This window comes from Jatrophihabitans sp., assembly GCF_046262535.1.
In the GTDB taxonomy this organism is placed as follows: Bacteria; Actinomycetota; Actinomycetes; order Mycobacteriales; family Jatrophihabitantaceae; genus Jatrophihabitans.
This window is the reverse complement of record NZ_JBHEMO010000003.1, coordinates 1-14,027: the sequence shown is the minus strand read 5'-3', so window position 1 is coordinate 14,027 and position 14,027 is coordinate 1. Positions and strand designations below refer to the sequence as shown.

The following is a 14,027-nucleotide window of genomic DNA, read 5'->3' as shown; positions in this document are numbered from 1 at the left end:
GTCATGTGCCACGTGGGACCTCCGAGAATGTGCCGGCCGCGGCGGCCGGGACGAGCGGTGGACCGGAGCTTCCGGACGCCTTCGTGACGGTGAGCAACGCCAGTAGGACGAACAATTCGTCGGCCGCCCCGCGATAGGTGAGATGCGGATCGAAGACCATCAGGACCGACATCACCGTCACCGAGACAACGACGGCCACGCCCACGACGCCGCCCATGTCGATGCGCGTACGGGCAGCCGTCCACGCCGACTTGAGGGCGACAGCCGCGACGTAGCAGAAACCGAGCAACAGAGGGATGCCGCCGCCCCACAGCAGCCACGTGTAGCCGCTCTCGATCCACACATAACCGGTGCCTTGTGCCGGCACGGGCACCCGGGCGGCGGGCTGGACGCCGAAGAGGAAGTTGCCGTCCGAGAACAACCGGGGCCAGAAGTAGGACTGGAGGTTGGCCAGGCGTCCGGTCCAGCTCACCGGAAGCCCCGAGCTCGACTGGAAGCCGCTGAGCCGGTTCTCGATCACGGGCCGCATCGCGAAGAAGGCGATCCCGGCGGCCGGGAGGAACCACCCCAGCAGGCGCGAGTTCGACGTCACCACGGCGAGACAGACCACGCCCAGCACCAGCCCGATCGCGCTGGAGAACTCGCCGGCCGACAGCGCGCCGACCACGAACAGGATCGCAATCATTCCGAGCGCGAATCGGGGCCGCATGCCGCGCACCCACAGAGCGCCGACGATGGCCAGGTTGTAGACCATGAGATCGGCGGTGGCGGCCGGAATGCCTGTGGTGGAGCTGCCCCGAAGGTTCTGCAGCAGGTTGGTGTAGCCGAACGGCGCGTAGTAGGTGCTGAGCAGATGAGGTACGCCGAAGAGGTTGAGCGACTGCAGGATGGCGATGACCGCCACCAGACACGCGGCGCCCACCGAGAGACACAAGACCAGCGCGACCTGTCGGTTTGTGGTGATGCTCGCCCGGACGATGGCGTAGATCCCGAGGAACTTCCACAAGACCAGCGCGTACAAGATGTCGTCCTGCGTAATCGGGCGATGCCGGGCCGCCATGCACAGCAGCGGCAAGATCGAGTTGCAGGCCGCCATCAGCACCAAGCCCGCTTCCAAACGACTCAGCCGCGGTCGCAGCCGGAAACCGGTCCGGTGGCGAAGCCCGGCGCGAAGGATCAGCGCCGCTCCGACCAGTAGGACCAGCGCCTCGCTCGGTCGGATGAGGGGCAGCAAGTGTCCCCGGTCGATGCCTGCGATCAATGGACTGACGGCGACGACGAGGTAGGCGCCGAATTCGGGGCGAAGCGCGACGACCGCGACGACACAGATGACGACGCAAGCCGCGCCGGCCAGCGCGGGCCGGACAGTGCTCACCGCACCGAGGGCTCCGGTCAGCAGCAGCAAGCCGCCTGCACCGAGGCAACGAGCAGTCCGGGCGACAGCGGCGCCCCACCGCCGATCGGGCGTCACCGCGAACGGACGCCGGGCCGAGACCAGGGAGGCGCTAGACATGCGGTGCCGCCAGAGTGCGCGCGCGGGACCGCAACTGCCCGAGTCCGCCCATGAGCCAAGTCAGTTCCGGGGCGCGCAGCCGCCGCTGCACCGCCAGGTAGACGACCGCACCAGCGGCGGTCGCGCAGGCCAGCGCCAACTCGGCCCCGACCGCACCCGAGACCCAGTGGGAGGCGGCCCGCGCGACGACCCAGGCCGGTAGCGCCATCGCCGCGGCGCCGAACACCACTCTGCCCACCGAGCGGCGAAGACCCGAGCCGTTGATCAGACTGTGCCGAACGAGTTGTCCGGCCGAGAGGACGACCGACGCCGAGAAGGCGAGGCCGAGGCCGATCATTACTGCTGCTCCATGCAGCATCAGCGTCAGACTGGCCAGTCCCAGGCAGGACGCCGCCTGGATGCACATGGCTCGCAGAGGAGCCGTCACGTCCAGCCGCGAGTAGGACGCGTAGGTCGCGATCAGGAAGACCGTTTGGGCCACGACCGCGATGGCGAGGGCAACCAGCGCACCAGCAACCATCGTCACCCCGACCGGGCTGCCCATGCGACCGAAGGCCAGCGCGCGGGCGACCGGCCACGCGAGGACTGCGCAGCCGACGGCGGCGGGCACCGCGACGAAGACGCCGAGCGACATCCCCCTCGTGACAACATCCCGGAAGCCGGCGACGTCTTCGACCGCGTGCATCGCCGCCAGACGAGGCAGCAGCGACAGCGCTACTGGCGTCGCGCCCAGCGCGATCGCCAGGAAGTAGCAGTTCAGGGCGATCTGGAACGCCGTGACGCCACCGGGTACGCGGTTGGCAAGCGCCAGCAGCGTCGCCACCTGTAATGCGACCAGCCCGGCCTGCGCCAGGGATGGCAAGGCCCGCCGAAGGATGGCTCTCACCTCGCGGTCGTGCCATTCGACGCGCGGTACGAGCGTCACGCCGGCCCGCTTGGCGCCCCACCACTGGGCCGCCGCGTGCACGAGAACCGCCGCTGTGCTGCCCAGGCCCAGCAGCACCAACAACCCGGTGGGGACGTCTTCTACCCGGGCACCCGCCGGGTACACCGATGCTGCAGTGACGAGAACCGCAACGATGCCGAGGTTCTCCAGCGCCGGGGCCGCGGCCGCGAGGGCGAAGCGGCGATGCGCGTTCATGGCGGCAGTCGCCGTGCCGATCACTGCGTAGAGGAACAGCTGCGGCAAGAACATCGCGATGAGCAAACGGCCGACCTGCTCCTCCGCCGCCCCGACGCCGTCGGCGCCTCCGACCGATCCCAGCCGAAGCACCATCGGTCCGCACATGAGTGCAATCGGAGCCACTACCAGCAGCGCCAGCAGCGTCGTCCCCAGCACGCCGCCCGCTATCCGCTCACAAGCGCGACCGTCGTGCGAGTTGATGTGCAGAACCAAGGCGGGCACGAGCAAGGAGGACAGGAGGGAACCACCGAGGAAACCGAAGAAGATGAGGTTCGGCAGAGAGTTCGTGAACTGGTAGGTGTTGCCGAAGAACGTTGGTCCGAGCACAGCGCCGATGGCGGCGATCTTCGCGAGGCCGGTGATCCGGCTGACCAGCGTCCACGCCGCGACCGCGATCGAATCTGTCGCTGCTGCGACGGCAGCGCGCGTCGTCACGGCCGCCTCGGTCACCGCGAGATCCCTCGCGGGCGACGCGGTCACAGGGCGTCGTCTCGTCGCAGCAAGGCCGGCACGGTCTTCGCGAGGATGACCAGGTCGAACCAAAACGATTGTCGCCGCACGTAGGCGAGGTCCAACTCGAGGCCGCGCCCCATAGGCAGCCGACTGCGGCCACTCACCTGCCACAGTCCGGTGATGCCGGGGGCGACCGCGAACCGGCCGTGCGTCACCCCGCCGAACAGCGCGGCCTCCCAGGGCAGCGCAGGGCGAGGCCCGACGAGCGACATGTCACCGCGGACGACGTTCACCAATTGCGGAAGCTCGTCCAGGCTGGTCCGGCGCAGGAAGGCCCCCAACCGCGTCACCCTCGGGTCGGTCTCCAGCTTGAAAAGTCCGCGCGCGCCTCCGGTCGGTGGCTGGTCCGACGACAAGAGTTCAGCCACATAGCGGCGATGGATCTCGTCGGGGCACTCGTGGAACATCGTCCGGAACTTGTAGATGACGAACGGACGGCCGTCGAGGCCCAGGCGGACCTGCCGGAACAGGGCGGCGCCAGGCGACGTGGCGCGAACGAGGAGACCTATTGCGACGAGCAGCGGGCTCAGTACCACGAGGCAGACGGTGGCGACGGCGAAGTCGAAGACCCGTTTGTCCAACCTCCGCAGGGCAGCCGCGCGGCGCCGCACGCGGCGACCGGCGAGCACCAAGTCAGCAGCCGTCACGATGCATCGCCCTCGCGCCCGCTCATCGCTGGTGCCCTCGACGTGTGGCGTCTGCGCATGGACGACGCGGCCGCCTTCACCCGATCGTCGATGGCCGTCAGGTCCCCGACTCGGCCACGCACCTCGGCCGGGTTGCCGAAGGCCACGCTGTCGGCCGGAATGTCCAGCACGACCACCGCGCCCGCGCCGATCAGCGCTCTTTCGCCGATGTGCACGTACGGCAGGATGGTGACGTTGACCCCTATCTGCGCGCCCGCGCCGATGTTCGGCCCGGCCATCAGCCGGGCGGAGACGGGCTGGCCGGGGTAGAGGTCGTTCGCGATCGTGACCCCGGGGGCGAGGAAGGCACCGTCTTCGATCTCGGTGTACTGGGCGATGTAACAGTTCGAGTGGATCTTGACGCCGTCACCGATGTGGCACCCGTAGTCGATCACCGTGTTGCTCCAGATCGACACGTCGTCACCGATGACGCAGCCCTCGCGGATGACGACGTTGTGCCCGGTCTGCAGGCGGGCCCCGATGTGCGAGCCGAGGTACAGCGCGCTGCCACTGCGGATGTGTGCGCCCGGGCCGAGGGTGAGGTCGCCGGACTCGCCTCGCGACGGCCGGTACCCGATGCACGCCGTGGGGTCGGCGTGCAGATCGGATCCCACGACGACCTCAGGCATGAGTTGCCTCCGCGAAGTGAGCGATCGATGGAAGCGCGCTATCGGGCCCGGCCACCAGCTGCATGGCGGCGCACACGCGCGATACCTGTGCGGTGCTCATGTGGGGGAACATCGGCAGGGACAGGACTTCGCCGGCGGCTCGCTCGGCGACCGGCAGCGGGTCGCGCGCGAACCGGGCGTACGGCTCGGCGAGGTGGCACGGCGTCGGGTAATGGATGGCGGACTCGATCCCGTGGGTCGCGAGCAGCCGACGGGCTCGCTCCCGGTCAGCGACGCGGGCTACGGCAAGGTGATGCACGCCGCTCGCCCCCTCGGCTTCGTGGACGAGTGGGACGCCGGCCGCGCCGAATGCACTCCGGTAGCGTCCGGCGATCTGGCGGCGCATCGCGTTCCAGGCATCGAGGTGCGGCAGCTTGGCTGCGAGCACGACGGCCTGCAACGCGTCGAGCCGGCTGTTGGTGCCCATGAAGGCATGGTCGTAATGGGTGCCGGCTCGGCGGCCGTGGTCGCGAAGGGAGCGGAGGCGCTGGTCGAGTTCCCGGTCGGAGGTCACGACGGCTCCGGCGTCGCCGAAGGCGCCGAGGTTCTTACCCGGGTAGAAGCTGAAGCAGCCGGCCCGCGCGAGTGAGCCGGCACGCTTCCCTCTCCACCTCGCGCCGTGGGCCTGCGCGGCGTCCTCGATCAGGACCAGGTTGTTGCGAGCCGCTACTGCGGCGAGGGCGTCCATGTCCGCCGGCTGTCCGTAGAGATGGACGGCGATGACGGCGCAGGTGCGCCGGGTGAGCGCTCGTTCGACCGCGTCGGCGGTGAGCAACAGGGTGTCCGCGCTGACGTCGGCGAAGCGCGGAACCGCGCCGGCCAGGACGACCGCCTCGGCCGTCGCGACGAAGGTGTTGGTTGGCAGCACCACCTCGTCGCCCGGGCCGATGCCGAGCGCGCGCAGAGTCAGGTGGATCGCGTCGGTGCCGTTCGCCACGCCGACGGCGAAATCGGTGCCGCAGTAGGCGGCCCAGTCGGATTCGAACTGCTCGACCGCTTCTCCCCCGACGTAGCGATTCCGCTCCAGGAGCCCGGACCACGACTCGAGGACGGCGTGGCGAACCACCCGGGTGACGGCCGAGAGGTCGAGGAACGGGACCGTCGTGTCCACGGCGGCGGGCGCGATCATGCCCCGACCGCGGCCGGTTCCCGCACACCGCTCGACGGCGTGACCGGCTCACTGGCGCGCAACCACGGCCGGGCGCCCACCGAGCGAACGCTTCGCGTCAGGTGCTGGGCCTTTGAGTCAGGGGCGAGCTCGTCGAGCAGCACCGGTCGGCACAGCTGGAGGGAGAGTTGCGCGCATTCGAGCACCTCGACGACGGCCAGTCCGCAGGCTCCGTCGGTGTTCGGAGTCCGGCCGGTCGCGATGCATTGAGCGAAATGCTCGTCTTGCAGGCTCAACGGTTCATCCGACGCCACGTACGGCGACATGATGTCGCCGTAGCGGTACGACATCGGGGGCTGGGTGAAGTCATCGGCCGCTGACGGTGGCCGCACGCCTCGGTCCAGGACCCGGATGCGCTCTTCCGCGGCCAGATCGTCGTAGACCGCCATCTTTTCGCTGCCCACCGCCGTCACCCGGCGCACCTTGCACGGATCGAGCCAGCTGATGTGGATGTTGGCCGAAAGGCGTTCGTCGTCGTAGAAGAGGCGTAGGTAGGCAACGTCCTCGAACCGCGGGTGCGCATGCCGAGAAGCCCAGGCCTGCACGGCCCGCGGTGTCTCACCAAGGACGTGGTTGATGATCGACACGTCGTGCGGAGCCAGGTCCAGGATGACATTCACGTCGCTCTGGTACAGGCCGAGGTTGAGGCGCGCGCTGTCCAGGTAATAGACCTCGCCCAGCGATCGGGTATGCACGAGTTCGCGCAACTTCCACACCGCGGGGTTGTACTCGAAGGTGTGGCCGACCATGAGCGTCACTCCCGCGCTCGCCGCCGCGTCGATCAACTGCCGGGCGCCCCCGGTGGTCGGCGCGAGAGGTTTCTCGACCAGCACGTGCTTGCCCGCTCGGATCGCTTCCAGTGCGACCGGCACGTGCGCGGTAGGGGGCGTCGCCACGACGATGGCGTCGACGTGCGGCAGCGCCTCGGCCAGGCTCGCGAAGCATCGCGCAGCCGGATAGGTCCGCGCGAGGGCGCGCAGTCGATCTTCCTGCGCGTCGACGAGGACAACGTCAGCGACGCCTTCGGTCGACTGCAGAACACGGACGTGCTTCGAACCCCAATATCCGCAGCCGACGACGCCGACTCTCAGTCCGGATTCGATGGCCATGATCCCCACGCCCCCGTCGGCCGAGCTGGTCACCGACCGCTGCACGTCGCAGCGGCCTAGAAGGTGACGGCAGCTAACCTCGCGCGATGACGCCGCGCATCATGCGTCTGAGCTACTCCGATGTCGTCGCTTTGGACGAGAAGAGCTGAGCCGGCGGACTAGTGCTTGGCCCGGATTTGATTTCGCAAGGCGGCGGCCTCCAAGGTGGAGTGCACGCCCAACTTGGCGATGACGTTCTGGACGTGACTGCGAACCGTGTTCAACGACACCTGCAACCGCGCCGCGGTGTCAGCGCGGCTCATCCCGTCGGCCAGGCAGTCCAACACCTCACGCTCACGCATGGTCAACGTGGCGAGGGCATCTGGCGCGGGGGCGTTGGATCGAGCGACCAGAGCCGGCAACACCGCGCCGAGCAGCATTGGGTCGAACCACACCTCACCCACGTAGACGGCGCGAATCGCCCGCACCAATTGATGTGGATCGATCGTCTTCGGCAGCCATGCGCGCGCGCCGACGAGCACTGCTTCGACGACCTCATCCGGGTCCTCGTTCGCCGTCAACATCATGATGCGGGTGGCGGGCGCCAGATCATGGGCGCGCTCGGCGATCTCCAAACCGCTGCCGTCGGTCAGCAGCAGGTCGACGAGAGCAACGTCCGGCTGCTGCGCCGGCAACCGCTCGATCGCGTCGGCGACACTGTACGCGACGCCCACGGGCCCGATGTCGGCTTCGATCAACAATCTTTCCCGGAGCGCGTCGGCGAACACCGCGTGGTCGTCGACCACCAGGACCGAGATCGGCATGGTTTCACACCTTGCTCCGCGGCGGCCGCCCGCACAACAGCCGGATGCCCTCGGTCGGACGAGGTCCTCCGGATGCACTAGAAGAGTTACGCGCTCTGCGTGAGTTGGCTGGCATTTTCTGCTCCTACAGTTCGGCTACGGTCGCTGTGCCCTTCCTGGTGCAGGCCGGACGAGGGGGCGCAACGGTGGTTGGCGCTGGCTGCGAACACCGGCGCGGCGGGATCCTGGGCCGCGCCGTGTTGGTCGCCGTCCTCGTGGTCGCCGTGCCCTCGGTTTTGACGGCCTCGAGGGCAGCGACGCCTCAGACGACGGTCACGCTCGACTTCGACGGCAACACCGTCAGCCAGTACAACCTCGGCTACCTGCAGGCGCTCAAGCCGCACAACGCCGCCGGCACGTTCTTGATCAATTCGGGCACGGTGGGCGCGTCTGCGGGATTCATGACCTGGACCCAGCTGGGGACCCTCGCGGCCGCGGGGAATGACATCGGCGGCAAGACCGTGAACGCGACGAACCTCACCACCGACGCCAACGCGTCGACGCAGGTCTGCGACGACCGGACCGCCCTCCAGCAGCACGGGTTCACGCCTGTGGCGTTCGCCTACCCGGGAGGCGCCACCAACACGAGTGTCAAGACGATCGTCAAGAACTGCGGGTACGGCAACGGCCGCACCGCGGGTTCGCTCTCGCCGAGCGGGCCCGTGTACGCGGAGACGATTCCACCGGCGGACTGGTTCGGCCTGCGCGCCTACGCGCCCAGCGCGGTCACCTTGGCCAACATGCAGTCCCTCGTGACCGGCGCCGCGTCGCACAACGGCGGCTGGACGCAAATCGTCGTCGGCAAGATCTGTTCGCAGTCGCTGGACCCAGCGAACTACAGCACGTGCACGACCGGCAGCGGGCACATCGAGCTGGCCGACCTGAACGCCTTCCTTGATTGGTTGGCCAATGCCGGCCAATCGGGTGGTGCGCCGGCCGGAACCGTCCTCAACACGGTGCGCGGCCTGGTGACCGGGGCTGATACCTCAGCGCCGACCAGTTCGGTCGGCTGCAACGGAACCGCCTGCTCCTCGGCTCCGTATCCCGGCGTGGTCAGCGTCTCGCTGAGCGCGACGGACGTGGGGGCGGGAGTGGCAAGCATCCGTTACACCACTGATGGCTCCGACCCGACGCCGGCAAGTCAGGCGTACACCGGCCCGTTCAACGTCAACGGCGCGAGTTCCTCGACCACCGTGAAGTACCGCGGGTACGACTACGCCGGAAATGCAGAGGCGACGAAGAGCCAGACGGTTCAGGCGCCTGCGGATACCGCCGCACCCACCACCACCATCTCTTGCAATTCGGCCGCGTGCGCGAGTACGGGTTATGCGGGGTCGGTGACTGTCGCCCTCTCGGCCACCGACACCGGTGGATCCGGCGTCAGCTCGACGTATTTCACGACCGACGGAACAACACCCACCACTGGCAGCCCGGCTTACACCACACCGTTCCAGCTGACCGGTCCCATGACCTACACCGTGCAGTACTTCTCGGTGGACCAGGCGGGCAACGCGGAGACGGTGCAGGCTCAGCAGATCCGAGTCACTGCGGTCAAGACGGCCGTTTCGCTCACCTTCGACAACGGCGCCATCAGCCAGTACACCCTGGGCTACCAGAAGGCCCTTCTGCCGCATAACGCGCCCGCCACGTTCTTCGTCAATTCCGGAACCGTCGGCGTGGCCACCAACATCATGACGTGGGCGCAGCTGCGCGGGCTGAAGGCGGCCGGCTACGACATCGGCGGCAAGACCGTCAACGCGACGAACTTGACCACCGACCGCGACCCGTCGGGGCAGGTGTGTGACGACCGGGCGACGCTACTTCAACAGGGACTCACTCCGGTCGCGTTCGCCTATCCCGGCGGCGCGTACAACGCATCCGTCCAAGCGGTTGTGAAGGCGTGCGGCTACGGCAATGCGAGGGCGGCCGGATCCGTCTCACCGTCCGGGCCGACCTATGCCGAGACCGTCCCGCCCAAGGATTGGATGGCGACCCGTGCCTACGCGCCGCCGGGCCAGGTCACGCTGACAGCGATGCAATCGCTCATCACCGGCGCTGCGGCGCACAACGGCGGGTGGACGCAGATCGTGATCGGCCGGGTGTGCTCGCAGTCGCAGGACCCGGGCAACTACACCGTGTGCTCGTCATCGTCGGGATGGATCGAGCTCGCCGACCTGAACGCGTTCCTCGACTGGATGCAGGCCGCCGGGCAGGCGAACGGTGCGCCGGCCGGATCCGCGTTGGACAGCGTGCAGGGAGTAGTGACCGGCGCCGACCTCAGTGCCCCCACCACGACCAGTGCGTGCAACGGCGCCCCCTGCTCGAGCAGCACTTACACCTCGACCGTGCGGGTCACGCTCGCGGCCACGGATGTCGGGTCCTCCGTAGCGGCAACCCGCTACACCACCAACGGCTCGGATCCCACTTCGTCCAGCGCCCTGTACACGGCGCCTATCCCGATCACGTCCACCACGACTGTCAAGTTCCGGTCCTGGGACAACGCCGGAAATGCCGAGCCGACGAACACGCAGGTGATCTCTGCGAATCTCGCGCCCGACACCGCCGCCCCCACCACAACCATCGCCTGTGCCGGCGCCCCGTGTGCGCCGCCGGGCTACGAGGGCTCGGTCTCCGTATCGCTGACGGCAACCGACTCCGACGGCTGGGGGGTGGACCAGACGTACTACACCGTCGACGGCAGCGCCCCCTCGACGTCCAGCACGGCGTACACCAAGCCATTCACGCTGAAGACGCCAGGCACATACACGGTGCAGTTCATGTCCACCGACCTGGCCGGCAACGTCGAGCAGGCGCGATCCCAAGAGGTGATCGTCCTGCCACCGAAGGTCACCGTCTCGCTGACGTTCGACGATGGCACCCAGGCACAGTACGACCTCGGATTCCGCCAGGCGTTGGAGCCGCACCACTTGGTCGGAACCTTCTATGACGTCAGCGGCGAGAACGACGTCGATCCCGAGCACATGACCTGGACCGAGCTGACCGCACTCAACAACGCGGGCAACGAGGTCGGCGGCCACACCCTGCATCACGTCGACCTGACCTCCGTCGACACCGCGACCGCCACCACGGAGGTCTGTGACGACCGGCAGAACCTGCTCGATCACGGTTTCTTCCCGACGACCTTCGCCTACCCGACCGGTGCGTACAACACCTCGGTCGAGGGAATCGTGCGCAACTGCGGGTACTCGGCGGCCCGCAGAACGGGCGGTCTCGATGTCGCGGGTGACGGAGCAGGACCGGTCTACGCCGAATCCGTTCCACCGGCCGACCAATACGCGACGCGGACGGTCTACAACGCGCCGACCGGCGACCCGGCGACCGTCGCGCCGATCAGCCTGCAGCACCTTCAGTCAGCCGTCACCGCTGCGGCACAGAACGGCGGAGGCTGGGTGCCCCTCGTGTTCCACCTGGTGTGTTCGAAGACGCTCGACCCGTCCCACTACACCGACTGCATCAACAGTTGGGGGCCGATCGAGCTCGACACCTTCAACGCCTTCCTCGACTGGCTGCAGCTCAGCGGCCAACCGGGCGGGGCCCCGCCGAAGACGTCGGTGGCGACCGTCGCGCGGGTGCTCAGCGGTCCCGACACCCAAGCACCGGTCACCACGCTGAACTGCGACGGCGCGCCGTGCGGATCAAGCGCTTACAGCGGCTCGACGACCGTGACCCTCAACGCGACGGATCCCGGCGGTTCCGGCGTCCAAAGCACGCACTACACCGAGGACGGCACCACCCCGACCACATCCAGTCCGACCTACACGAGCCCGATCACGATCGACCGAACCACCACGTTCAAGTTCTTCTCCGTCGACACGAGCGGCAACGTCGAGCCCGCCCAGACCCAGCAGGTCCTCGTCCAGCCGGCCACCGACCAGACCGCGCCGACCACGACGGCCTCCTGCAACGCCGCAGCCTGCGGGTCAGCGCCCTACCGCGACCCCGTCAGCGTGACCTTGACCGCGACGGACAACCCGGGCGGTTCCGGGGTGGCGAGCACCCACTACACCACCGACGGGAGCGACCCGTCACTGTCGAGTCCCACTTACTCCGGCGCTTTCGTCGTGTCGACGACGACGACCGTGAAGTACCGGTCCTGGGATGCCGCCGGCAACGTGGAGGCCACGAGCACCCAGCTGATCTCTGTCGATTCGGCGCCGCCCACCTCGACGATTCAGTGCAACGCCACGGCATGCGCGGACAGCGCGTACTCCGGCTCCGTCTCGGTCTCCCTGTCCGCTGTCGACAACAGCGGCGGCTCGGGCGTGGCTGCGCTCCGCTACACCACCGACGGGAGCGACCCGTCGACGTCCGCTCCGCTGTATTCCGGACCGTTCACGCTCACCAGCAGCACGACGGTCAAGTACCGGGCGTGGGATGTCGCGGGCAACGTCGAGGCGACGAAAACGCAGCTGGTGCAGGTTGGCGCCGACGGCGCCCCGGTCGCGCGCCTGGCCGTGAGCCCGGCCTCCGGCGCGGTGCCCTTCGACGTGACGGCCGACGCGTCGGCCTCCAGCGACGGCGATGCGACACCCATCGCCTCGTACGCCTTCGACTTCGGGGACGGGTCGCCCGTGGTGACGCAGGCCGGGCCGCAGGCGACGCATACCTACACGACCAGCGGCACCTTCACGGTCAAGGTCACGGTCTCGGACACGGCCAAACTCTCCGGCTCGGCCAGTCAGTCCGTAAGCGCCGCGGCGAACTTGCTGAAGAACCCCGGCTTCGAACAGAACGTGTCCGGCTGGACGACCAACGCCTCAGCGGTCTCCCTCGCCCGAGTGTCCGGCGGTCACTCCGGTGGCTGGGCGGCTCGGGTCACCAACACCGGGAAGAATGCCGCCACCTGCCTGCTCGACGATTCGCCCAATGCGGTCGGCTCAACCGTCGCCGGCACGTACGTCGCGTCGCTGTGGGTCAAGGGCGCGGTGCCGGGTGCCACTCTTACGCTCAAGTTGTCCGAGCGGTCCGGGAAATCGGTGATCGGTTCCTCGACGGCCACGCTGGCGTTGTCGACGTCCTGGCAGCTCGTCTCCGTCTCCTACCGACCGGTGTCGGCCGGTTCGGCGCTGGACTTCAACGCCTCTGTCGCCAATGTCGCTGCCGGCGCCGTCGCGTTCTACGCCGACGACGCCGCGATCGCGAGGACCTGATCCCGCGACCGCAACCGCGCGGTGAATCGTCGTCTCGGCCCGGTCGATCGGTCGGTCGACAAAACGGCCTTTTCCGCGTTTTCGTCGCGGATTACGTTTGATCGAACTCTCGTTTCGGTCGGTTTGCGATGGACGCCGCCGATACGGCCTTTTCGCCTGTTCGAGGTAATTGTATCGGCGGCCTGACGAATTTGCGCCGTCCGCATTTATTTAACCGACCCCTTACAGGTTGCGACTTACTCTGGGCTGGTCGAACTAGCGGCGTACGTGGGTTGACTTGGATCGCCATGGACACTACGAGAACGTCATCAATTGACGATCTATCTTGCCGCGCTAAATGCGCGTTGGTCGCCCTCAGCGGCACACGACTGCGCGTCGCCGAAAACGACGCGACGCGCTGTCGGGGTAACGGCGTTCGCGGTCCGCACCAGCGCGCGGACACCACATGAAGGGGCAGCGGCTAGGCGCCGTTACTCCCGATCTCGGGCGCACTGCGACGATGCGGCCGGCCGCTCACGTGGACGACTCTCGTCGCCACCTCGATCATGACGTTCTTCACGAATTGAGCACCATTGCGCTACTCGCGTCGCTGTTGAATTCGTCGACGGAATTAGGCCCGGAGAGCAGGCGCAGAGCCAAACAGATAATCACCGAGGTGGGCTGGCTGGAAAAGCTGGTCCGGTCATATGAGTCGGCCGCGCGAGATATTGACGACCCGGAAGTCCAGGTCCGCGAGGTCGTTCAACTTGAATCGCTCGTCCAGAGCATTGTTACGACAGCACGGGCTCATATCGATACGGATATAACCATCACCACAACGGCGGTGGGAGTCGTCGCCGACCGCATCGCCCTCGGGCGCGCACTACGTAATTTGATCTGGAACGCGCTCGACGCAGCGGGGCCGACGGGCCATCTCACCGTGCGGGTGACGGAACGGATCGGCATGGCGGCAGTGGACATCGAAGATGACGGACCCGGCTTCGGCAATCGGGAGACCACCGGCACGTGCCTCGGGTTGGAGATCGTGCGTCAAGTGGTCGCGGCGTATGCGGGACAGATCGAGATCGGCCGTTCCCCATTGGGCGGGTGCCGGGTGCGAATGACACTGCCGGCGGTAGCTGCCTCTAGTGCCGAAGACGACGGAATCGACACCTTCGACACCGCCGCGACGGGG

At 67.8% G+C, this 14,027-nt stretch carries 9 protein-coding genes; 2 read left to right on the top strand and 7 right to left on the bottom strand.

Features of this window, described 5'->3' with window-relative positions; genetic code table 11:
* Position 1: 1 nt before the first annotated feature.
* The 7 genes from ABR571_RS00210 to ABR571_RS00180 form a co-directional block, all read right to left on the bottom strand.
* Positions 2–1,513 carry a hypothetical protein gene (locus ABR571_RS00210; protein WP_409451167.1) on the bottom strand — a complete coding sequence of 504 codons (1,512 nt, stop codon included), beginning with the start codon at positions 1,511–1,513 and terminating at the stop codon, positions 2–4.
* Positions 1,506–3,146, bottom strand: coding sequence for a murein biosynthesis integral membrane protein MurJ (gene murJ, locus ABR571_RS00205; protein ID WP_409451166.1), 1,641 nt, complete (start codon positions 3,144–3,146; stop codon positions 1,506–1,508). Before murJ ends, ABR571_RS00210 begins: the two co-directional genes overlap by 8 nt.
* A gap of 26 nt (positions 3,147–3,172) precedes the next feature.
* Complete coding sequence (locus tag ABR571_RS00200) at positions 3,173–3,856, bottom strand: sugar transferase (RefSeq protein WP_409451165.1); 684 nt, start codon at positions 3,854–3,856, stop codon at positions 3,173–3,175.
* A complete protein-coding gene (locus ABR571_RS00195; protein ID WP_409451164.1) occupies positions 3,853–4,524 on the bottom strand; it encodes a DapH/DapD/GlmU-related protein in 672 nt (223 codons plus the stop codon). The genes ABR571_RS00200 and ABR571_RS00195 overlap by 4 nt, the downstream gene beginning before the upstream one ends.
* Positions 4,517–5,692, bottom strand: coding sequence for a DegT/DnrJ/EryC1/StrS family aminotransferase (locus tag ABR571_RS00190; protein WP_409451163.1), 1,176 nt, complete (start codon positions 5,690–5,692; stop codon positions 4,517–4,519). The genes ABR571_RS00195 and ABR571_RS00190 overlap by 8 nt, the downstream gene beginning before the upstream one ends.
* Positions 5,689–6,873, bottom strand: a complete 1,185-nt coding sequence (locus ABR571_RS00185; protein WP_409451162.1) for a Gfo/Idh/MocA family protein — start codon at positions 6,871–6,873, stop codon at positions 5,689–5,691. Before ABR571_RS00185 ends, ABR571_RS00190 begins: the two co-directional genes overlap by 4 nt.
* A 125-nt stretch (positions 6,874–6,998) precedes the next feature.
* Positions 6,999–7,625 carry a response regulator gene (locus tag ABR571_RS00180; protein WP_409451161.1) on the bottom strand — a complete coding sequence of 209 codons (627 nt, stop codon included), beginning with the start codon at positions 7,623–7,625 and terminating at the stop codon, positions 6,999–7,001.
* A gap of 254 nt (positions 7,626–7,879) precedes the next feature.
* Between ABR571_RS00180 and ABR571_RS00175 the strand changes: the two genes are divergently transcribed.
* Both ABR571_RS00175 and ABR571_RS00170 read left to right on the top strand, forming a co-directional pair.
* Positions 7,880–12,853 carry a chitobiase/beta-hexosaminidase C-terminal domain-containing protein gene (locus tag ABR571_RS00175; protein ID WP_409451160.1) on the top strand — a complete coding sequence of 1,658 codons (4,974 nt, stop codon included), beginning with the start codon at positions 7,880–7,882 and terminating at the stop codon, positions 12,851–12,853.
* A 445-nt stretch (positions 12,854–13,298) separates the two neighbouring features.
* The coding region (locus tag ABR571_RS00170; protein ID WP_409451159.1) for a sensor histidine kinase at positions 13,299–14,027 on the top strand (729 nt) is incomplete at its 3' end.